General features: G+C 57.3%; 21 protein-coding genes. 10 read left to right on the top strand and 11 right to left on the bottom strand.

Annotation, left to right across the window (positions count from 1 at the left end; translation table 11 throughout):
- Positions 1–108: 108 nt before the first annotated feature.
- Complete coding sequence (fes, locus tag AC790_RS07445; RefSeq protein ID WP_049851362.1) at positions 109–1,338, top strand: enterochelin esterase; 1,230 nt, start codon at positions 109–111, stop codon at positions 1,336–1,338.
- Positions 1,323–5,234, top strand: a complete 3,912-nt coding sequence (locus AC790_RS07440; protein WP_049851361.1) for an enterobactin synthase subunit F — start codon at positions 1,323–1,325, stop codon at positions 5,232–5,234. Before fes ends, AC790_RS07440 begins: the two co-directional genes overlap by 16 nt.
- Positions 5,235–5,318: 84 nt before the next feature.
- Here AC790_RS07440 and AC790_RS07435 read toward each other — a convergent pair whose 3' ends face one another.
- From AC790_RS07435 to fepD, 3 genes are read right to left on the bottom strand one after another with little or no spacing between them, the layout of a single operon-like run.
- Positions 5,319–6,116, bottom strand: coding sequence for an ATP-binding cassette domain-containing protein (locus AC790_RS07435; RefSeq protein WP_049851360.1), 798 nt, complete (start codon positions 6,114–6,116; stop codon positions 5,319–5,321).
- The gene (gene fepG / locus AC790_RS07430; RefSeq protein WP_049851359.1) at positions 6,113–7,096 is read right to left on the bottom strand and encodes an iron-enterobactin ABC transporter permease; all 984 of its coding nucleotides are present in this window, start codon (positions 7,094–7,096) and stop codon (positions 6,113–6,115) included. Before fepG ends, AC790_RS07435 begins: the two co-directional genes overlap by 4 nt.
- The gene (gene fepD, locus AC790_RS07425) at positions 7,093–8,082 is read right to left on the bottom strand and encodes a Fe(3+)-siderophore ABC transporter permease (RefSeq protein WP_072093401.1); all 990 of its coding nucleotides are present in this window, start codon (positions 8,080–8,082) and stop codon (positions 7,093–7,095) included. Before fepD ends, fepG begins: the two co-directional genes overlap by 4 nt.
- 141 nt (positions 8,083–8,223) lie before the next feature.
- On the opposite strand from fepD, the gene entS reads away from it, so the two are divergent.
- Positions 8,224–9,474 (top strand): enterobactin transporter EntS, encoded by a 1,251-nt coding sequence (entS, locus tag AC790_RS07420; protein ID WP_036620261.1) that lies wholly within the window; start codon positions 8,224–8,226, stop codon positions 9,472–9,474.
- Here the strand turns inward: entS and fepB are convergent.
- Positions 9,469–10,434: a Fe2+-enterobactin ABC transporter substrate-binding protein gene (gene fepB, locus AC790_RS07415; RefSeq protein WP_049851358.1), complete on the bottom strand. Its 966-nt coding sequence runs from the start codon at positions 10,432–10,434 to the stop codon at positions 9,469–9,471. The genes entS and fepB overlap by 6 nt on opposite strands.
- A 176-nt stretch (positions 10,435–10,610) precedes the next feature.
- On the opposite strand from fepB, the gene AC790_RS07410 reads away from it, so the two are divergent.
- From AC790_RS07410 to AC790_RS07390, 5 genes are read left to right on the top strand one after another with little or no spacing between them, the layout of a single operon-like run.
- Positions 10,611–11,792 (top strand): isochorismate synthase, encoded by a 1,182-nt coding sequence (locus tag AC790_RS07410; RefSeq protein ID WP_049851357.1) that lies wholly within the window; start codon positions 10,611–10,613, stop codon positions 11,790–11,792.
- A gap of 10 nt (positions 11,793–11,802) precedes the next feature.
- Positions 11,803–13,419, top strand: coding sequence for a (2,3-dihydroxybenzoyl)adenylate synthase (locus AC790_RS07405; RefSeq protein WP_007886653.1), 1,617 nt, complete (start codon positions 11,803–11,805; stop codon positions 13,417–13,419).
- A gap of 18 nt (positions 13,420–13,437) precedes the next feature.
- Entirely contained in the window at positions 13,438–14,292 is an 855-nt protein-coding gene (locus tag AC790_RS07400; protein ID WP_049851356.1) for an isochorismatase family protein, read from the top strand.
- Entirely contained in the window at positions 14,289–15,044 is a 756-nt protein-coding gene (gene dhbA / locus AC790_RS07395; RefSeq protein ID WP_049851355.1) for a 2,3-dihydro-2,3-dihydroxybenzoate dehydrogenase, read from the top strand. Before AC790_RS07400 ends, dhbA begins: the two co-directional genes overlap by 4 nt.
- 3 nt (positions 15,045–15,047) lie before the next feature.
- Positions 15,048–15,464 carry a hotdog fold thioesterase gene (locus AC790_RS07390; protein WP_049851354.1) on the top strand — a complete coding sequence of 139 codons (417 nt, stop codon included), beginning with the start codon at positions 15,048–15,050 and terminating at the stop codon, positions 15,462–15,464.
- 42 nt (positions 15,465–15,506) lie between these two features.
- Here AC790_RS07390 and cgtA read toward each other — a convergent pair whose 3' ends face one another.
- The 3 genes from cgtA to rplU form a co-directional block, all read right to left on the bottom strand.
- Positions 15,507–16,682, bottom strand: coding sequence for an Obg family GTPase CgtA (gene cgtA, locus AC790_RS07385; protein ID WP_007886648.1), 1,176 nt, complete (start codon positions 16,680–16,682; stop codon positions 15,507–15,509).
- Between the two features lie 247 nt (positions 16,683–16,929).
- On the bottom strand, positions 16,930–17,187 hold the full coding sequence (gene rpmA, locus AC790_RS07380; RefSeq protein WP_007886647.1) for a 50S ribosomal protein L27: 258 nt from the start codon (positions 17,185–17,187) through the stop codon (positions 16,930–16,932).
- 15 nt (positions 17,188–17,202) lie between these two features.
- Positions 17,203–17,514: a 50S ribosomal protein L21 gene (gene rplU / locus AC790_RS07375; protein ID WP_007886644.1), complete on the bottom strand. Its 312-nt coding sequence runs from the start codon at positions 17,512–17,514 to the stop codon at positions 17,203–17,205.
- A gap of 252 nt (positions 17,515–17,766) precedes the next feature.
- Here rplU and ispB point away from each other — a divergent pair, with 252 nt between their 5' ends.
- Together ispB and AC790_RS07365 are read left to right on the top strand one after the other, a co-directional pair.
- A complete protein-coding gene (gene ispB / locus AC790_RS07370) occupies positions 17,767–18,738 on the top strand; it encodes an octaprenyl diphosphate synthase (RefSeq protein ID WP_007886642.1) in 972 nt (323 codons plus the stop codon).
- A gap of 237 nt (positions 18,739–18,975) precedes the next feature.
- Positions 18,976–19,257 (top strand): helix-turn-helix transcriptional regulator, encoded by a 282-nt coding sequence (locus AC790_RS07365; RefSeq protein WP_007886641.1) that lies wholly within the window; start codon positions 18,976–18,978, stop codon positions 19,255–19,257.
- A gap of 69 nt (positions 19,258–19,326) precedes the next feature.
- Here the strand turns inward: AC790_RS07365 and murA are convergent, their stop codons facing one another.
- From murA to mlaC, 4 genes are all read right to left on the bottom strand, one after another.
- Positions 19,327–20,586 (bottom strand): UDP-N-acetylglucosamine 1-carboxyvinyltransferase, encoded by a 1,260-nt coding sequence (murA, locus tag AC790_RS07360; protein WP_007886638.1) that lies wholly within the window; start codon positions 20,584–20,586, stop codon positions 19,327–19,329.
- A gap of 46 nt (positions 20,587–20,632) precedes the next feature.
- On the bottom strand, positions 20,633–20,890 hold the full coding sequence (gene ibaG, locus AC790_RS07355; protein ID WP_007886637.1) for a BolA family iron metabolism protein IbaG: 258 nt from the start codon (positions 20,888–20,890) through the stop codon (positions 20,633–20,635).
- 114 nt (positions 20,891–21,004) lie between these two features.
- The gene (gene mlaB / locus AC790_RS07350; protein WP_007886636.1) at positions 21,005–21,310 is read right to left on the bottom strand and encodes a lipid asymmetry maintenance protein MlaB; all 306 of its coding nucleotides are present in this window, start codon (positions 21,308–21,310) and stop codon (positions 21,005–21,007) included.
- Positions 21,310–21,942 carry a phospholipid-binding protein MlaC gene (gene mlaC, locus AC790_RS07345; RefSeq protein WP_036620259.1) on the bottom strand — a complete coding sequence of 211 codons (633 nt, stop codon included), beginning with the start codon at positions 21,940–21,942 and terminating at the stop codon, positions 21,310–21,312. Before mlaC ends, mlaB begins: the two co-directional genes overlap by 1 nt.
- Positions 21,943–21,959: the final 17 nt, after the last annotated feature.

Below are 21,959 nucleotides of genomic sequence, written 5' to 3'. Positions count from 1 at the left end.
CGTGCTCATTTTTGAGCGCAGCCACCCTATTGCAAATGCAAATTATTATCAATAGTATTATTCATCAAGCTTATGTAAATCTCCGCGTAAACACCGACTGGCAGCCCTATGACCTGGCGAAATGATGTAACCGGCAGTGCAGCCTGGTGGCAGGCGCAACAATCCCAGGGGATTCCCCGTATTGAGTTAGCAGACGATGGCCAATGTCAGGTCACCTTCTTCTGGCGCGACCCGCAAGGTGATGAAACACAATCGTCGACCCAGCGCGTATGGATCAACATTACCGGCGTCACCGATCACCACCAGCGCCGCCCACCACAGTCGCTGATGCGCGTGACGGGCACTAACGTCTGGTACTGGCAGACTTCGCTACCGGCTAACTGGCGCGGCAGCTACTGTTTAATGCCCGATGAACAGGCCACCGACTTTTCTGGTGAAGCCGACATGTCTTCGCTGCGCAACTGGTGGCGCGATAAATTCCCCACTGCACAGGCCGATCCGCTGAATTATTTACGCGGCTGGTCTGGCGGACGTGGCATGAGTGTCTCACCGCTGCATCTGCCGCAGGCCCCGAATCAGCAGGTATGGCAAGCGGTAGATAAGGGCACGGCGTCAGCCGTGGAGCTGCAGCAGCAGCAATGGCACAGCGCAATATTGGGCAACAGCCGCAAGGTATGGATTTACACCACCGGCGACGCCAATCCCGCGCAGCGTCCGCTGGCGATCCTGCTGGATGGGCAGTTCTGGGCGCACAACATGCCGATTGCCGGGCCGCTGCAGCAGCTTACCGATGCCGGCACCTTGCCGCCTGCGGTATATCTGTTTATCGATATCATCGACCGCGACCACCGCAGCCGCGAGCTGCCGTGCAATGCGCAGTTTTGGCAAGCTCTCCAGCAAGAACTCCTACCGCAGATTGCCCAATCAGTGCCCTATCGCCAGCAGGCCGATAGCACCATCGTCGCCGGGCAAAGTTTTGGCGGCCTCGCCTCGGTATATGCCGCGCTGCACTGGCCGGAAACCTTTGGCAATGCGCTCAGCCTCTCCGGCTCCTTCTGGTGGCCGGAACGCGGCAATCCGCACGGTTGGCTGCTACAGGCGCTGGAGAGTGGCCTTGCACCACGCCAGCCGCTGCGCTTCTGGCTGGAAGCGGGCAAGCGCGAAGGCTTAATTTTGCAAGCTAATCAACAGTTACAGCAGCAACTGCACGCTGCCGGTTATCAGGTGCATTACCAGCCGGTGGAAGGCGGGCACGACGCGCTCTGTTGGCGCGGTGGCCTGCTAAGTGGCTTACAAGCCCTGTTGAACCAACCGGAGCATCCATGTCCGAATCCCTGATGAATAAATCTATGATTGACCAACAAACCCTGCCGTTAGTCGCGGCACAGCCCGGTATCTGGATTGCCGATCAGCTGTCCCCGCACCGCAACGCTTACGCGGTAGCGCACTTTGTCGAGCTGCGCGGTGACATTGATAGCGCCTTACTCGCCCAGTCAATTGTCGCGGGCATGCAGGAAGCCGATACGCTAAACATGGCCTTCGGCGAAGTGGAAGGCGAAGCGTTGCAGTGGCTCCAGCCGCAACAATTTAGTCCGCCGCAGATTATCGATCTGCGCGGCGAGGCCGATGCCGTCGCCACAGCACGCGTGCTGATGCGCGAAGATATGAACAGCGATCTGCGCGTGCTGAGCGGCGCAAAACTGTGGCATCACTGCCTGTTCCGCCTCGGCGAGCAGCATTGGTTCTGGTATCAGCGCTATCACCATTTGGTGGTGGATGGCTTCAGCTTTACCGCACTGACGCGCCGCATCGCTAACCTCTACAGCGCCGCAGTGCACCAGCAGTCGGCCGAACCGACGCCGTTTATCCCGTTTAGCGAGGTGGTTGAAGAGTATCAGCGCTATCGCGAATCCTCCTCGTTCACGCGTGACAGCCAGTTCTGGCGCGAAAAAGGGGCGGCGCTGCCGTCACCGGCGTCGCTCTCGCCGCTACCGCTTGCCGGACAAACCGCCAGCACCGATCTACTTCGCCACAGCGTGACGCTGGATCGCAGCACCTTTCAAACGTTGGTGCAGCAGCACCCGCAATCCAGCGCCGCCGATCTTGCCTTCGCCCTTGTTGCGCTGTGGCTGGCACGTCTCAGCGGCCAAAACGACTTTGCCGCCGGCTTCATCTTTATGCGTCGTATCGGTTCCGCCGCCTTGTGCGCTACCGGTCCAGTGATCAACGTATTGCCGATGGCGGTGCATTACGATCCCACGCAGCCACTGAGCGCCCTCGCCGCGCAGCTGGCGGGTGAAGTGAAAAAGATGCGCCGTCATCAGCGCTATGACGCCGAACAGGTGCAGCGCGATCTCGGTCGTCTTGGCGATGGCGATCCGCTGTACGGTCCGGTGATCAACCTGAAGATGTTTGATTACCAGCTCGATTTCGCCGGCGTTGAGGGCATCACCCATCAACTGGCTTCCGGACCGGTACGCGACCTGGAAATCGCTATCTATATCAGTGAGCAAGGTGAATTAACCCTTGAGCTGCTGGCCAATGCCGAGCGCTACAGCGAACAGACCTTGCAGCGTCATGCCAGCCGCTTTGCCTTGCTGCTGAATCAGTTGGCTGAGCAACCGCAGCGCCCGTGTGGCGAACTCGATCTGCTCACTGCTGAGGAACACGCGCAGATTACCGCGATTAACCAAACCGCTTATCCGCTGCCGGCAGAAACGCTGGCCTCGCTGCTGGCCCAGCAGGCGGTACGTACGCCGGATGCCCCGGCGCTCGCCGATGCGCAGCACCAGCTGAACTATCACCAAATGCAACAGCAGGTATTTGCGCTGGCGGCGGAGTTGACTGCCGCAGGCGTGCAGCGCGGCGATATTGTCGCGGTAGCGCTGCCGCGCTCAGTGCAGCTGTCGCTGGCATTGCAGGCCATTGTTTCGCTTGGCGCCGCGTATTTACCACTCGATACCGGCTATCCCGACGATCGCCTGCAGCTGATGCTGGAAGATGCCGCACCGAAAACGCTGATCACCTGCGCGGCACTCAGCGCGCGCTTTCGCGCCATCGCGTCGGTCAATCAGCTGCATTTTGATGCGCTGTATAGCACGCCAACTGCGCCACAACCGGCCAGCGCGCCGACACCGCAGGATGGTGCTTACATCATTTACACCTCAGGTTCTACCGGCCGTCCTAAAGGGGTGATGGTAGGCCATGAAGCCATCGTCAATCGCCTGTTGTGGATGCAGGATCGCTACCCGCTGCAAGCCGATGATGTGGTTTTACAAAAAACGCCGAGCAGCTTCGATGTTTCAGTATGGGAATTCTTCTGGCCGCTGCTGGTCGGCGCGCAGTTGGTGATGGCGCCGCCAGAGGCACATCGCGATCCTGAAGCGCTGCAGCAACTGTTTGCCCGCTACAAAGTCACCACCACGCATTTCGTACCCTCGATGCTGGCGGCCTTTGTCGCGGCCCTTGATGATCAACAGGCGATTGCCTGCTGTGCCAGCCTGCGTAACGTGTTCTGCAGCGGTGAAGCGCTGCCGACCGACTTGTCACGCGAGTGGGAAACACTGACGCGGGTGCCGTTGCACAATCTGTATGGTCCAACCGAAGCCGCAGTGGATGTCAGCTGGTATCCGGCGTTTGGTGATGCATTGGCTGCCGTCGAAGGGGCCAGCGTGCCGATTGGTTTCCCGGTGTGGAACACCGGGCTGCGCATCCTCGATGCCCGCATGCAGCCGGTACCGCCGGGCGTCGCGGGCGATCTCTATTTAACCGGCGTCCAGCTGGCGCATGGCTATCTTGGTCGTCCCGATCTTACTGCCAGCCGCTTTATTGCCGATCCCTTCAGCCCCGGCGAGCGCATGTACCTCACCGGCGACGTGGCGCGCTGGCTGGATAACGGTGCGGTGGAATATCTCGGCCGCAGCGACGATCAGCTGAAGATTCGCGGTCAGCGTATCGAGCTGAATGAAATTGATCATGTGCTCAGCGCCCAGCCGGGCATTGAGCAAGCGGTAACGCACGCCGTGGTGCTGGGCGGCGCGGCGGCACAGGGTGATGCACGCCAGCTGGTGGGTTACGTGCTAGCCGCGCAGCCGGTTGATGGCGAAGCACTGCGTCAGGCGCTGGCGCAACGCTTGCCCGCGCATATGGTGCCCGTTGCCATTGTGCAGCTTGATGCTTTCCCGCTCAGCAGCAATGGCAAGCTGGATCGCAAAGCGCTGCCGTTGCCAGAGTCCGCCAGTGCCAGCGCGGGACGTGCCCCCTACGCTGGTCTGGAAACCACGCTGGCAAATGCCTTCTGCCAGCTGCTGGCACGCGATGCCATCAGCGCGCAGGATGACTTTTTCGCCCTTGGCGGTCATTCGCTGCTGGCGATGCGCTTAGCGGCGCAGCTGCGTCGCGAGCTGCAACAGCCGGTTTCAGTGGGGCAGATTATGGTGGCCTCGACGGTAGAGAAACTGGCGACTCTGCTCAGTGATGCGCAATCACATCAGCAGGCTGGCTTCGAAGCGGTGCTGCCGCTGCGTCAAAGCAACGGCCCAACGCTATTCTGCTTCCATCCGGCGTCAGGTTTTGCCTGGCAGTTCAGCATCTTGCAACGCTATCTCGATCCGAGCTGGTCGCTGATCGGCATTCAGTCGCCGGATATCAACAGCCCGCTGAACCAGAGCACGCATCTGGATGAGGTGTGCGAGGCGCATCTGCACACCCTGCGCGAGGTGCAGCCGCACGGGCCTTACTATTTCCTCGGCTATTCACTCGGCGGCACGCTGGCACAAGGCATTGCAGCACGGCTGGAAGCGGCGGGCGAAGAGGTCGCATTCCTTGGCTTGCTGGATACCTGGCCGCCAGAGACGCAAAACTGGGATGAGAAGCGCGGCGAGAACGTGCTGGATCCTGCGGTGCTGGAAGAGGTGAATCGCGAACGCGAGCAGTTTATCGCTGCACAGCGCCATCAGGCCGGGGAAGAGATGCGCGCGATGTTTGATACCATCGAGGCTAACTACGCCAGTTCAGTGCGCCTGCTGGCTACCGCGCGCAGTGCGCGTTTTAACGGTCGCGCCACGTTGTTCCTCGCCGAGCAGACGCAGCAGCCGGGACAAGATGCACGTCGTGCCTGGGCACCCTATGTGGATGAGCTAGAGGTGTGGCCGATGGATTGCGCCCACGTGGAGATCATTTCACCGCAAATGTTTGAGCAGATTGGGCCACTGTTGCAGCGGTTGCTGGGTTAGATGCAAACCAGGTCGCCATGAATGGCGACCCTACGATGTGCCGGTGTGATTTTGTAGGGTCGCCATTCATGGCGACCACCTCAATTATCTTCCGCGCCCCAGCGGCACAATCATCGGCGTATGCGCCACTGGATCTTCCACAATCACGCAGCGCAAACCATACACCTGCTCGATCAACGCTGGCGTCACGATCTCCGCCGGTTTCCCCTCGGCGACAATCTTGCCGTAACGCATCGCAATCAAGTGCGTGGCATAGCGGCAGGCGTGATTGAGATCGTGCAGCACCACCACCAGCGTACGACCATGCTGCTGATTCAGCTCCTGCATCAGCTCCAGCAACTCAATTTGATGCGTAATGTCCAGCCAGGTGGTCGGCTCATCCAGCAGCAGCAGCGGCGTTTCCTGCGCCAGTACCATGGCGATCCACACGCGCTGACGCTGCCCGCCCGATAAGGTATCCACCGACTGCTGCGCTAAATCGCTCACGCCCGTGGCGCGCATCGCTTGTTGCACCGCAGCTTCATCTTCCGCGCGCCAGCGACCAAACAGCGCCTGATGCGGATAACGCCCGCGCGCCACCAGCTCCGTGACGCTAATGCCGGCAGGCGCATTCGAACTCTGTGGCAGCAGGCCAAGGCGGCGCGCCACCTCTTTGGTCGGATAGCGCGCAATCGCTTCGCCATCCAGCAAGACTTCCCCTTTCAGTGGGGTATGCAGACGGCTGAGCGTACGTAATAGCGTCGATTTTCCGCAGGCGTTGGGACCGATAATTACCGTCAGCTCCCCTTCGGGAATCGCTACCGATAAATTCTCTGCCACCACTTTTTTGTCGTAGCCCAGCGTTAAACCTTCGCCACGCAGACGTGAAGGGATATCGATCATTGGCGTCGCGCCTCCCGCACCAGTAAAGCTATCAGATAGAGTCCACCGAGGATGACGGTAATTACGCCAACCGGTAATTGATAAGGCAGGAACAGATGCTGTGCGGCGAAGTCAGCGGCAATCAGCAGCAACGCGCCACACAGCGCTGCCAGCGGCAACGCACCTTTGACACCGCCGCCCAGACGCCGTGCAATTTGCGGCGCCAGCAGCGCGACAAACGAAATCGGTCCCACCAGCGCCGTTGATGCTGCCGTTAACACCACGCCAATCAGCATCAGCCACATCCGGCTGCGCTCCACCGGCACGCCAAGCGCATTGGCGGTATCGTCACCCATCTCCAGCAGGCGCATACGCCGCGCCAGCAGCGCCATCAGCGCTAATGCCAGCAGCAGCACGGCAATCACCGGCGGCGTTTTCGCCCAGGTAATCCCGTTAAGCGATCCGGCGCTCCACAAACCGGCACTCAGCGCCGACTCCAACGAGGCGCTGATAATCAGCCACGAGTTCAACGCCATCAGCAGCGCGCGCACGCTGATACCAACGATAATCAGCCGGAAGGTTTCCACCCCGTTGCGCCAGGCAAACAGGTACACCAGCGCCGCCGTGGCGATGCCGCCAATCAGTGCCGCGCCGGTCATCGCCGTTACACTTTGATTGAACAGCACCAGCGCCACCAGCACGCCGCTGTATGCGCCGGTGTTAAAGCCGAGAATATCCGGACTGCCGAGCGGATTGCGCAGCAGCGACTGGAAAATCGCTCCGCTGATGCCTAATGCGGCACCAATCAGCAGCGCCATCAGCACGCGCGGCAAGCGCCACTCCAGCACGATCAGTTTGACGTTACCGGCGCCCTGACCGAGCAGCAGCTGCCCGATTTGTTCGCCGCTAATCTGCAATGCCCCGCGCGTCATCGCCAGATACGCCAGCACTGCGCAGCAAAGCAGCAGCCATAGCGCGTGTAACCAGGTTCGACGCGTCATAGCGCACCCCGGCCCAGTTTGCGGCGCACCAGTACAATCAGCATCGGCGCACCGAGCATTGCCGTGACGATGGAAACCCGCAGCTCCCCCGCCACCAGCAGGCGGCCAAGAATATCGGCGGCGAGTAACAGAATCGGCGTGATAAGCGCCGTCGCCGGCAGCATCCAGCGATGATCGTTGCCCACCAGCCAGCGGGCAAAGTGCGGCGTCATCAGACCGACAAAGGCAATTGGCCCCACCGCCGCCGTCGCAGCACCGCACAGCAGCGCAATCGCCAGCAGGCCAAGCAGCTGGGTCCGCCCCACGCGTGTACCGAGTGCGGTGGCCATATCGCCGCCCATGCTGAGGCTGTTGAGCGCCTGCGACAGACAAATCGCTACCACGCTGCCCACCAGCACCGCCGGAAACAGTGTGCGTAGCACGGTAAAGTTACGGATATCCAGCGAGCCGCTGTGCCAGAAACGCAGGTGATCATAGATGTCAGGATTGAGCAGTGACAGGCCAGACGTCAGCCCATCCAGCACTGCGCCCAGCGCGACGCCCGCCAGCGTAAGACGTACCGGATTGACGCGGCCACCGCCAATCGCACCGGTCAATGCCACCAGCAACGAAGAGAGCAGTGCGCCCGCAAAAGCGAAGCCGAGCCAATCTACCGGCGAATCTGCGCCAAACAGCGCAATGCCAATCACGACTGCAAAACCGGCACCGGCATTGACGCCGAGAATGCCGGGATCGGCCAGCGGGTTGCGCGTCAGACTCTGCATCAAGGCACCGGCCAGCCCGAGCGCCACGCCCGCCAGCAAACCAGCCAGGGTACGCGGCAAGCGCGCGTCACGCACAATCACACACTCCGCGCTATTACAGCTGGCGGTAAGCGAATGATAAACATCGGGAAGCGGTATTGATTTTGCTCCCAGCATTAAGCTGAGCGCGATGAGGAGCAAGAGCAGAATCCCTGAGCCTGCCAATGCACGGATCTGGCGCATAGCGTTCTAAACCTTCACTGTTCAACGTCGTCGCATGCGCGATGCAACTTGATAATGGTTATCGTTATTACTCGCGTTTAGCTATGTTACCATGACTCGCCTCGCGGACGATGAGGAAAATTGGTGCAAAAAGGCGAACCTATGAACAAATCATCCCACTTTATCGATCTCTCACTGCTGAAAACCCATCCGGCTTTTCGCGCAGTATTCATTGCGCGCTTTATCTCGATTGTCGCGCTCGGCATGCTTGCCGTCGCGGTTCCGGTGCAGATCCAGCACATGACAAATTCACCGCTGCTGGTGGGATTGGCGGTGACGCTGGCCGCTACGGGCATGTTTATTGGTCTGCTGACCGGCGGCGTTTTGGCGGATCGCCATGAGCGTAAGAAGCTGATTCTTTTCGCCCGTTCAACCTGCGGGCTGGGCTTTATCGCGCTGGCGATCAATGCGGCGCTGCCGGAACCTTCGTTAATCGCCGTTTATCTGCTGGGCTTCTGGGATGGTTTCTTCGGGGCGATTGGCGTCACTGCACTGTTAGCCGCCACGCCCGCGCTGGTGGGGCGGGAAAATATTATGCAGGCCGGAGCCATCACCATGTTAACGGTGCGCTTTGGCTCGATTTTGTCACCTGCGATTGCCGGTCTGGTGATTGCCCACGGCGGCGTGACCTGGAACTACGGACTCGCCGCGTTCGGCACGCTGCTTACGGTGCTAACCCTGTTAAAATTACCGAACTTGCCGCCTCCGCCGCAGCCGCGCGAACATCCGCTCAAATCCCTCGCTGCTGGCGTGCAGTTTCTCTTTGCCAGCCCGATTGTCGGCATGGTGGCGCTGATTGGTGCGCTGGTGACCTTAGCCAGCGCGGTGCGCGTGCTCTATCCCGCACTCGCGCCCCATTGGTCAGTGAGTGCTGACCAGCTGGGTTTGCTCTACGCCGCAGTGCCGCTCGGTGCGGCGGTGGGCGCCTTCACCAGCGGTAAACTTAAGCACGCTGCACGTCCGGGACAGCTGGTGCTCGGCAGCGCGATTGCGGCGTTTATCGCCCTGGGCTTGTTTAGCCTGATGCCGAATCTGCCGCTGGCGTTAGCTTGTCTGGTCGCCTTCGGCTACTTCAGCGCCATCAATAGCCTGGTGCAGTACGCAATGATTCAGGCGCTAACGCCCGATCATTTGCTAGGCCGCATCAACGGGTTGTGGACGGCACAGAACGTCACCGGCGACGCGATAGGTGCGGCAGTGATTGGTGCGATGGGTTCATGGCTGCTGCCACCGCAGGCCGCCGCCGTGTTTGGCTTTGCGGCGGCGCTGCTGGGCATCGGGATGTGGTTGATGATGGGGCGTTTACGTCGTTACCATCCGCCAGCACCGGAGCTGGCGGAACAGGCATCATGATTTAACGAACAGTTTTTCCAGACGCGCCAGCAGATTGCTGGCGCTGTAGTAATCGAGACGGAACGAATCAACACCCAGCGCGTAAACCTGCTTGCCTTGTACTGCGGCGTTCTGTGCAAGGAACGGGTTGCCCAGCACCGACTGCGTGGTTTTATCGTCGGCGGCAAACAGCAGGAAGGTTTTACCCGTCAGGCCGCTGGCGACGTTTTCACCCGATAGCTGAACGATATCTTTACGCTGTCCCATGCTGTGGCTCTGCGCCACATTTGCCGGCGGCATCGCCAGGGTGAAACCCAGTTGTTCCAGCAGCTTGCCCTGCGCTGAGGCGGCGGTCCACAGGTTGACCGCGCGTCCTCCGCCGTTCCACACCATGGCGGAGACCGGCTGCGGTGGCAGCGTGATGGCTTTCTTCAGCGCCGCTTCGCGATCGTCAAAGGCTTTAACACGCTGTGCAGCCTGCGCGTCGTGGCCGGTGGCCTGGCCTAGCAGCGTAACCACATCCTGCCAACTTTTGTCGTCATAGTTGACCACCAGCGTCGGCGCAATGGCAGAGAACTGGTCGGCGAGTTTGATGGCGGAATCATTGCCGGTGGCGCTGACGATAATCAGATCCGGCGCTTCTGCTGCCACTGCTTCGGCACTTGGCTCGCCGATGTACAGGCGTTTGAGCTGGTGCTGTTTGGCCACGTCGCTCCACTGACGGAAGAAGCCCTGATCGTCGGCCAGGCGACTATTGGGGGCCGTGGCGCCCGAGGCGATGACCGGCGCATCAATCGCCAACAGCGATCCGGTCAGTGTCACGCTGGTGGAGACAATGCGCTGCGGCGCTTTGCTTAAGGTGAGCGGTCCGTTAGCGCCCTGAACGGTGCGCGGCCAGGCTTGTTCGGCGTGCGCGACGCTGGCGAACGTCTGGAAAACACACAATAGGGCTGCAATACCCCAAAAACCGCATTTATTCATAAGTTTTGGTCCACTTTTTAGCATATTGCCCTGATTGGCTTCCGCACCTGATTACGGTTAAACGCAGCTGAAATCCCGCGAATGGATTGACACTTTTGCCCAATCGACGTAGGTTACAGGCCCATAATAAAAATGATAATCATTCTTAATAATCTTATCATTTATAGGTGAAAATTATGGTGGAATCTTCCACGTTTGAAAATGCCTGGCTGAAGGATTATTCCGCGCTAAGCCGTGGTTTCCTGTTTACCTCGCCGTGGCGCAGTTTGGCAACGCAAGGATGCTATACCACTATTACCACGCCGGTACATGACGCCGCGTCGCTGCAGGGTGATTTCCAACAACAGCTGCGTCAGCACTTTGACGCCGCGAAAAAACAGGGCATCGCCAATCCGATTTTGGTCGGCGCGATTCCCTTCGATGTCAGCCAACCTGCGGCTTTGTTTATTCCCGAGTCTTATCAGACCTTTAATCGTGACGACCTGCAAAACGCACTGCCGCAAGGCATCAGCGATCTGCCTGAGGTGCGTCGCCGCACGCCGGTGCCGGACCACGATGTCTTTATCGATATGGTGGCAGATGCGGTAGCGGCCACGCAGCGCGGCGATCTCGATAAAGTGGTGCTGTCGCGCCTGATGGATATCGTCACTGAGCAGCCGGTTGATACTGGGGCGCTGATGCAGCGTGTGATTGCGCAGAACCCGAATAGCTACCATTTCCATCTGCCGCTGCCGCAAGGCGGTGCGCTGATCGGTGCCAGCCCGGAACTGATGCTGCGTAAACAGGGGCGCGATTTCAGCTCCTGCCCACTGGCGGGCTCTGCGCGGCGCAATCATGGCGATGTGCAGCAGGATCGCGCGGTCGGTAACACGCTGATGAATTCCAGCAAAGATCGCCATGAACACAAACTGGTGACCGACGCGATGCGTACCACGCTGCAGCCGCGCAGCCGTTTGCTCTCGGTACCGTCCACGCCTTCGCTGATCACCACCGCTACGCTGTGGCATCTGGCGACGCAAATCGACGGCGAAGTTCAGGACGAGCGCGAAAACGCCCTGTCGCTGGCCTGCCTGCTGCATCCAACGCCGGCGCTGAGCGGCTTTCCGCATCAACGTGCCCAACAGTTGATTCAGCAGCTGGAACCCTTTGATCGCCAACTGTTTGGCGGCATCGTCGGCTGGTGCGATAGCGAAGGCAATGGCGAATGGGTCGTCACCATCCGCTGCGGTACTGTGCATGGCACGCGTGTACGGCTGTTTGCCGGCGCGGGCATTGTGGCCGACTCCCAACCCGAATCAGAATGGCGCGAAACCGGCGTGAAGCTGGATACCATGTTGCGCGCCTTTGGACTGCAATAAAGGAAAGAGCATGAGCATTCCCTATACTCGCTGGCCGGACGATCTGGCCGCGCGCTACCGCGAAAAAGGCTACTGGCTGGATGTGCCGATGACCGATATTTTGGCGCGTCATCAGCACAACGATGCCATTGCGGTGATTGATGGCGATCGTCAAATCAGCTATCGCGACATGGATGTGCTAAGCAGCAATCTGGCTGCCGCGCTGCAGCGGCGCGGCTTGCAGAATGGTGATACCGCGCTGGTGCAGCTCGGCAATGTGGCTGATTTTTATGTCACGGTATTCGCACTGTTTAAGCTCGGCGTAGCCTCAGTATTCGCCCTGTTCAGCCATCAGCGTACCGAACTCAGCGCCTATGCCGCGCAGATCGAACCTAAGCTGCTGATTGCCGATCGCACCCATGCACTGTTTGCTGACGACACCTTTATCAGCGCCCTGTGCGCCGCGCAGCCTTCGCTGCAGCAGGTGATTCTGCGTAATGACAACCAGCCGGAAAACACGCTGGAAGCGCTGATGGCGGAAGCCGCAGGTGATTTCGTCGCCACGCCAACCGCCGCCGATGAAGTCGCGTTTTTCCAGCTCTCCGGCGGCAGCACCGGTACACCGAAGCTGATTCCGCGCACCCACAACGACTATTACTACAGCATCCGCGCCAGTGATGAGATCTGTGAGGTAACCGCCGATACGCGCTATCTCATCGCCCTGCCCGCCCCGCATAACTTTGCGATGAGTTCACCCGGTTCACTCGGCGTATTTTACGCGGGTGGACAGGTGATTCTGGCCGCCGATCCCAGCGCTACGTTGTGTTTCCCGCTGATTGAAAAGCATCAGGTGACGGATACCGGTTTGGTGCCGCCGGCAGTGAGCCTGTGGTTACAGGCGATTCAGGAATGGGGCAGCAATCAACAGCTGGCCTCGCTGCAGCGCATTCAGGTGGGCGGCGCCAAGCTGGGTGAAACCCTGGCGGCACGCATTCAGCGTGAGATTGGCTGTCAGTTGCAGCAGGTGTTCGGTATGGCCGAAGGTTTGGTGAACTACACCCGCTTTGGCGACGATGAGAACACCATTCTCACCACGCAAGGCCGCCCAATCTCTGCGGACGATGAAGTGTGGGTGGCCGATGAGCATGGCAATGCGCTGCCAACCGGCACCATCGGTCGCCTGATGACGCGCGGACCTTACACCTTCCGTGGCTACTACAAGAGCCCAGAACACAATGCCGCCAGCTTCGACGCCAATGGCTTTTACTGCTCCGGCGATCTGATTGAGATCAACGCGCAGGGTTATATCACCGTGCAAGGGCGCGAAAAGGATCAGATCAATCGCGGTGGCGAGAAGATCGCAGCTGAAGAGATCGAAAATCTGCTGCAGCGCCATCCGGATGTGATCCACGCCGCGCTGGTGTCGATGAACGATGAATTGATGGGTGAAAAGAGCTGCGCCTTTATCGTCGCCAGCCAGCCGATTAAAGCGGTGGCGCTGCGCCGTCATCTGCGTGAACTGGGCGTCGCCGAGTTCAAATTACCTGACCGTATTACCTGCGTAGATGCCCTGCCGCTGACGCCAGTCGGCAAGGTGGATAAAAAACGTTTACGCCAACAGCTTGCCGATCAACAAGCGCAAGCGTGACCTGTTCCGGAGAATGTAATGGCTATTCCAAAACTCAATTCGTATGCGCTGCCTGCAGCGACAGAACTGCCAACCAACAAAGTGAAGTGGGCACTGGAACCGCAGCGTGCCGCGCTGTTGATTCACGATATGCAGGCGTACTTCCTCAATTTCTGGGGAGAAAACAGCCCGCTGGTGGATCAGGTAGTCGAAAACATCGCGCGCCTGCGCGCCTACTGCAAGGCGCAGGGCATTCCGGTGTTTTATACCGCACAGCCAAATGAGCAGAGCGATGCCGATCGCGCGCTGCTTAACGACATGTGGGGACCGGGCCTGAACAAGCATCCGGATCAGCAGAAGATCGTTGATGCGCTGGCACCGGATCAGGACGACCAGGTTCTGACCAAATGGCGCTACAGCGCATTTGTGCGCTCGCCGCTTGAGTCGATCCTGCAAGAAATGGGGCGCGACCAGCTGATCATCACCGGCGTTTACGCGCACATTGGCTGCCTGACCACCGCGACAGACGCCTTTATGCGTAACATTCAGCCGTTTATGGTGGCCGATGCGCTGGCTGACTTTACGCGTGAAGAGCACATGATGGCGCTGACTTACACCGCTGGCCGCAGTGGGAAAGTGGTAATGACCGCCGATCTGATGCCGCTGCCGCTAAGCAAAGACGATCTGCGCGCGCTGATTTTACCGCTGCTGGAAGATGACGATGTGCCTGAGGATGACGAGAACCTGATCGATTACGGTCTGGATTCAGTACGCGTCATGGCGCTGGCGGCGCGCTGGCGCCAGGTGCACAGCGATATCGATTTCGTCAGCCTGGCTAAAAATCCAACCATTGATGGCTGGTGGGCGCTGCTGTCACGGGTGCCAGCCAAATGAATACCTTTGATTTCAGTGGAAAAATCGTCTGGGTCACCGGCGCGGGCAAAGGCATTGGTTATCACACGGCGCTGAGCTTCCATCAGGCAGGTGCACAGGTGATCGGCTTCGATCTGCGTTTCGATCAGGCTGACTATCCGTTTACTACCCAGGTGCTGGATGTGGCGAATGCGCTTGAAGTCAAAGCGGTTTGCCAGCGTTTGCTGGCGGATCAGCCCCGTCTGGATGTGCTGGTAAACGGTGCCGGCATCCTGCGCATTGGCAGCACTGATGAGCTGACGTTCGAGGATTGGCAAGCCTGTTTGGCGGTAAATGCCGGTGGCGCGTTCAATATGTTCCAGCAAACCTTGCCGGTGTTTCGCCAGCAGCGCGCGGGCGCGATTGTCACTATCGCCTCTAACGCCGCGCACGCACCACGCATCGGCATGTCCGCCTATGGCGCATCCAAGGCGGCGCTGCGCAGCCTGTGTCTGACCGTTGGGCTGGAGATGGCACCTTTCGGCGTGCGCTGCAATATCGTGTCACCGGGTTCGACCGATACCGATATGCAGCGCAGCCTGTGGCATACGCCTGAAGCGGAACAGGAGATGATCAATGGCTTCCCGGATCAGTACAAACTGGGGATTCCGTTGCGTAAGATCGCTAAGCCGCAGGAGATCGTGGCTAACGTGATGTTCCTCGCTTCGGATCTTGCCAGCCACGTGGTACTGCAGGATATTGTGGTCGACGGTGGCGCAACGCTGGGATCCTAACAGATGGCAATTTGGAAACGATCGGTCGATCTTGAGACGCTAAATAAGCTGGGTGAAAATTCGCTGGTGGCACACGTGGGCATTGTGTTCACCGCCATCGGTGAAGATTACCTTGAGGCCACCATGCCGGTGGATGTCCGGACGCAGCAGCCGTTTGGCCTATTGCACGGCGGCGCCTCGGTGGTGCTGGCGGAGTCGATGGGATCGATCGCCGGTTACCTCAGTATTGAGGAAGGCAAAAGTGTGGTGGGGATTGAAGTCAGCGCTAGCCACCACCGCGCGGTGAGCAGCGGTGAAGTGCGCGGGATTTGCCGTCCGCTGCACCTTGGTGCGCGCAATCAGAGCTGGCAGATTGAGATCCGCAACGCCCGCGATCAGCTGTGCTGTACGTCGCGTTTGACGGTGGCGGTGCTGGGTTAGGACATAAAAAAAGCGGCCATCTGGCCGCTTTTTCTGCTGCGATTAACGCTGGTAAATGATTTCGACACCTTCGTCGTCTTCTTCGTCCCAGTCATCATCCCAATCGTCGTCTTCTTCAACTTCCTGCGCAGTTTCCATGGCTTCACGGTGATAGTCATCCCACATGAAAGCCACTTTCTCCGGCTGTTTCTCTTCCAGCTCGGCTTCTTTAGGATTGTCGATGATAAAGCTCATCACATCCCAGCACAGGTCAGTCACGCCATCGCGGCTTGCGGCAGAGATCAGATAGTATTTATCTTCCCAACCCAACGCTTCTGCAATCGCCTTAGCACGGCTTTCCGCTTCTTCACGGCTCAGCAGGTCAGTCTTGTTGAAGACTAACCAGCGTGGTTTCTGGAACAGCTTATCGCTGTATTTTTCCAGTTCGCCAAGAATGATGCGGGCATTTTCAACCGGATCAGATTCGTCGATTGGTGCAATGTCGATGAGGTGTAACAGAACACGACAACGCTCAAGGTGTTTCAGGAAGCGAATACCCAGACCCGCGCCATCCGCTGCACCTTCAATCAGGCCAGGAATATCGGCCACAACAAAGCTCTTTTCGCTATCCATGCGGACTACGCCAAGGCTTGGCACCAGAGTGGTAAACGGATAATCCGCCACTTTGGGTTTGGCTGCAGAAACCGAACGAATAAAGGTCGATTTACCGGCATTCGGCAGACCCAGCATACCGACGTCAGCCAGCAACATCAGTTCCAGCTGCAAATCACGCTTTTCGCCCGGTGTGCCCATGGTTTTCTGACGCGGTGAACGGTTAACCGATGATTTAAAGCGGGTGTTACCCAGCCCATGCCAGCCGCCCTTCGCCACCATCAGCTTCTGCTCATGGCGCGTCATGTCGCCCAGCGTTTCGCCCGTACCCTGGTCAATTACGCGGGTACCGACTGGCACTTTAACAATAATGTCTTTACCACGTTTACCGGTGCAATCACGGCTCTGGCCATTCTGGCCACGTTCGGCACGGAAAGACTTTTCAAAGCGATAATCGATCAGGGTGTTGAGGTTTTCATCCGCCAACAGATATACGTCGCCGCCGTCGCCGCCGTCGCCGCCGTCAGGGCCGCCTCTTGGAATATATTTTTCACGGCGGAAGCTTACGCAACCGTTGCCGCCATCACCCGCGACCGCAAGGATCGTCGCTTCATCTACAAACTTCATTTTATTTCTCCGTCACGCTGTCGTTCACGGCAGCTTGCAGGCCGCAAACGGGTCCGCCAGGGTCTTCTGCGCTGACCGACGGCGGATAATACAAAACTGGCAAAGCCAGGAGTACATAAATTGTACAACAACTGTGCTGCAACGTCGCTGTTATCCAGCAAGCTTCAGCAGAATGTAAAAAGCCCCGCAAAGCTGCGGGGCCTTTCATTCGTGTATTCAGACGGTAAACGTCTGCAGCACGACAACCTTACTCAGCAACGATGCTGATATATTTACGGTTGTTCGGGCCTTTAATCTCGAATTTAACTTTGCCGTCTGCGGTGGCAAACAGGGTGTGGTCACGACCACAACCTACGTTGCTACCTGCGTGGAATTTGGTGCCACGCTGACGAACGATGATGCTACCTGCCAAAACAGATTCACCACCGAAACGTTTTACACCCAGACGTTTTGCATTGGAGTCGCGACCGTTACGGGTCGAGCCACCAGCCTTCTTATGTGCCATTTGTCAGATCTCCTCTTACGCGCCGATCACAGTGATTTTCACATCTGTGAACCACTGACGGTGACCAGCTTGCTTACGGTAGTGTTTACGACGACGAAACTTAACGATTTTAATTTTCTCGCCACGACCGTGAGCAACAACTTCTGCCTTGATCACACCGCCTGAAACCAGTGGCGCGCCGATTTTCACGTCTTCGCCATTTGCGATCATCAGAACCTGGTCAAACTCAATGGTTTCACCGGTTGCGATGTCCAGCTTTTCCAGGCGAACGGTCTGACCTTCGCTTACTCGGTGTTGTTTACCACCACTTTGGAAAACCGCGTACATATAAAACTCCGCTTCTGCGCGTGCCTTTCTGTTCATCAGGCGGCGCGATAAATATTCACAATAGGGCGCGAATTCTACGCAATACTCCAGCAGAAGACAAGAGCACTTTGCACTCTCTTGCAGAAAAAAAGCGCAAGGCGAATGCAAACGTTTCGCAACCCGATTTTTCAAGTACAATCAGTAACAGATTACCTGAACTCACGCTGTGTAAAGCGCTTACCATGCAAAAAACGAGTAAAGCTGAAAAGACGAATGAACTTAGAACAGATTAATGAATTAACCGCGCAGGATATGGCGGCCGTCAACCAGACCATCCTCGAGCAGCTGAATTCAGAAGTCTCACTGATTAACCAGTTGGGCTATTACATCATCAGCGGCGGGGGAAAACGCATCCGTCCGATGATCGCTGTGCTGTCTGCACGCGCGCTGAATTATCAGGGATCGTTGCATATCACCAATGCCGCGCTGATTGAATTTATCCATACGGCCACGCTGCTGCACGATGATGTCGTGGATGAATCCGATATGCGCCGTGGCAAAGCAACGGCCAACGCGGCATTTGGTAATGCGGCTAGCGTGCTGGTAGGGGATTTTATTTATACCCGCTCATTCCAGATGATGACCAGTATGGGATCCTTAAAGATCCTTGCGCTGATGTCTGAAGCGGTCAACGTGATCGCGGAAGGGGAAGTGCTGCAGTTAATGAACTGCAACGATCCGGATATCACCGAAGAGAGCTACATGCGGGTGATCTACAGCAAAACCGCGCGCCTTTTTGAAGCGGCTTCACAGGCTTCTGCGATTTTAGCCGATGCGACGCCAGCGCAGGAAAAGGCGTTGCAGGATTATGGTCGCTACCTTGGCACGGCTTTCCAGCTTATCGATGATTTGCTGGATTACAGCGCGGATGGTGAAACGCTGGGTAAAAATACCGGTGATGACCTGAGCGAAGGTAAGCCGACGCTGCCGTTGCTGCATGCAATGCACAATGGAACGCCAGAACAGACGCAGATGATTCGTAAAGCCATTGAAGAAGGCAACGGTCGCCATCTGCTGGAACCGGTACTGGCGGCGATGCAACAAACGGGGTCGCTGGAATGGACCCGTAAACGCGCTGAAGAAGAGGCCGATAAAGCCATCTCGGCGCTGCAGGTATTACCAGAAAGCCCGTGGCGTAGCGCGCTGGAAGCGCTGGCGCATATGTCAGTACAGCGCGACTTCTGATTTCAATGGGGCCAGCATTGGCCCCGTTTCCTCTCCTCCCCTTCTCCTCTTTAACTTACATCCCTTGCATTGGTTTTGCGAAAAGCGACGCAGTTTCGTGTGCTGGTCAAACAATTACTGGAAATTTATGGGAAACATTTGCTATAAAATTCCGGATATTTTTCCAAATAGCTCTGCGATGGGAGAGATATTTTGCAGCAGAGATGAAGCAACAACACGGACACGGAGAAGAAAGTTATGTACGCAAGGAAAGAGGATTGGCACCCGGCAGATATCATTGCTGCACTACGCAAGAAAGGCACATCACTGGCAGCATTATCACGGCAATCAGGGCTGAGCTCTTCAACGCTTGCCAATGCGCTGTCGCGCCCCTGGCCAAAAGGTGAGTGGCTGATTGCCAATGCGATCAAAGTTCATCCTGCAGAGATCTGGCCAAGTCGTTACTTTGATCCTGCCAGTGGCATGCTGCTGGATCGTAAGCAACGCATACGATCGCCTAAAGATCGTAAAAAGATCTGACATTCATACAGCCAAAAAAAAACCAGCCGCGTTATCGTGACTGGTTTTTTTAATCCACGCTCGAAACAATTATTCGCCGCTAACGCGCTCGATATTTGCACCCATCGCTTTCAATTTGTCTTCGATATGCTCATAGCCACGGTCAATGTGATAAATACGATCCACAATGGTGGTGCCTTCAGCAATACAACCCGCCAATACCAGACTCGCAGATGCACGTAGATCGGTTGCCATGACCTGCGCACCCGACAGCGTTTCAACACCGTGACAAATCGCCGTGTTGCTTTCGATTTCCGCATGCGCACCCATACGAATCAGCTCAGGGATATGCATAAAGCGGTTTTCGAAGATGGTTTCGGTGATTACACCGGTTCCTTCGGCCACCAGGTTTAACAGCGTAAACTGCGCCTGCATGTCAGTTGGGAAGCCCGGATGCGGCGCCGTGCGGATGTTAACCGCTTTTGGACGCTTACCGTGCATATCAAGGCTAATCCAATCTGCGCCAACTTCAATGTCGGCACCTGCATCACGCAGTTTCGCCAACACCGCATCCAGCGTATCCGGCTGGGTATTACGGCACAGCACTTTACCGCGTGAAATCGCAGCCGCGACCAGGAAAGTCCCGGTTTCGATGCGGTCTGGCAGCACGCGATAAACGCCGCCGCCCAGACGCTCAACGCCTTCAATGGTGATTTTGTCTGTGCCCGCACCGCTAATTTTCGCGCCCAGCGTGTTGAGGAAGTTTGCCGTATCGACAATCTCCGGCTCACGCGCGGCGTTTTCAATGATGGTGATGCCGGTTGCCAGCGTCGCAGCGCTCATGATGGTAACGGTAGCGCCGACAGACACTTTATCCATTACGATGTGCGCGCCTTTCAGGCGGCCATTTACCGAAGCTTTAACGTAGCCTTCTTCCAGCTTAATTTCCGCACCCAGCTGTTCAAGGCCAGTAATGTGCAGGTCAACCGGACGTGCACCAATGGCACAGCCGCCTGGCAGAGAAACCTGGCCCTGACCAAAACGCGCCACTAATGGACCTAGCGCCCAGATTGATGCGCGCATGGTTTTTACCAAATCATAGGGCGCACTGAAGACATTAACTTCGCGAGCATCAACGTGGACCGAACCATTGCGCTCAACGCGAGCACCCAGCAAATTCAACAGCTTCATGGTGGTATCGATATCACGCAGCTTCGGCACGTTCTGAATCTCTACCGGCTCTTCAGCCAGCAGCGCAGCAAACAGAATCGGCAACGCAGCATTCTTCGCCCCGGAAATGGTCACTTCACCACTTAAACGGGTGGGGCCTTGCACACGAAATTTGTCCATTAACACGGCTCTCAATTATCTATCAACAAAACAACCGACAGGACGCTTAGAAACCGTTGAGTTTACGGTCGCGCGCCCACTCGGCTGGGGTATAAGTTTTGATGGAAACCGCATGAATACGGTTATCCGCAATGTATTCCATCAGCGGCGCGTACACAGCCTGCTGCTTCTTCACGCGACTCAGTTCACCGAACATTTCGCCCACCGCGATGACCTGAAAATGACTGCCATCGTTGCTGAGTACGTGTACTTCTTCTAATGGCAGCGCCTGCATCAGCACGGCCTGTACTTCACTATTTTCCATCGCTCGTTACTTCACTTAATAATAATAAGGGAGACATCTTAGAGGAAAGCGCCTGACTCTTAAATACGCAAAAGCCCCTGAATAAATCAGGGGCTTAGCATGGATGTGCGGAAATCAGGCGATTTTTTCTGCAGAAACAATAATCTGCTGCAGGTTATACAGCGTAATTAATGACTGGAGTTTATCGGAGATCCCGCTGAAAAGCGGTGCGCTGCCTTGTGCCCGCGCGATTTCACGCAAATGCACCAGCAGCGCCAGACCAGCTGAATCCACTCTTTCCAGCCCCGAGACATCAATAGTAGCGATATCTGCTACCGCGGTGTCACGTTCCTGCCATAACGTCAGCAATGTATCACGATCTAATTTGCCGCTCAGGGCCAGCGTGCTGGCAGTGCGCTGCCAGCGTAACGGTTCACTCATTATTGCTTTTTATCCAGGGTGATCGGCTGTGCTGCATAGGTTTTCAGCTGAGCCGTCAGGCCATCAATACCTTTGGTACGCAGCAGATCGCCCCACTCATTTTGTTTGGTGGTAATCATGCTGATGCCCTCGGCGACCATGTCATAAGCCTGCCAGTTGCCCGTTTGGCTGTTCTTACGCCACTGGAAATCAAGGCGCACCGGTGGGCGGCCATTTGGATCAATAATCGTAACGCGAATCGCCACGATCTTGGCATCACCAATCGGCTGCTCCGGCTGAATCTGGTAAGTTTGGCCGTTATACAGCGCCAGCGCCTGGCCATAAGCCTGCGCCAGATAATCGCCGAACGCAGCGAAGTAGGCATCGCGCTGAGCGGGCGTCGCATCACGATAATAGCGGCCGAGGACTAGCGCACCGGCATACTTCACCTGCACGTATGGCATCAATTCCTGGCGCACTACTTCACGCAAATAGTTGGGATCCTGCTTAATCTTCGGCTGTTCATTCTTCAGGCGTGTGAAGGTTTTGTCCGCCGCTTCATTCATCAACTTATAAGGATTGCTCTGGTCCGCAGCCGTCGCAGCCAGCGGTACAATTGCCAACATGGCAATCATCAGGAAACGTTTAAACATCATGTTTTACCTCGTAG

The sequence above is a fragment of the Pantoea sp. RIT-PI-b genome (genome assembly GCF_001187905.1).
Taxonomy (GTDB): Bacteria; Pseudomonadota; Gammaproteobacteria; order Enterobacterales; family Enterobacteriaceae; genus Pantoea; species Pantoea nemavictus.
Note: the sequence above shows the minus strand (reverse complement) of the source record. Positions and strands in the feature narration are given on the sequence as shown.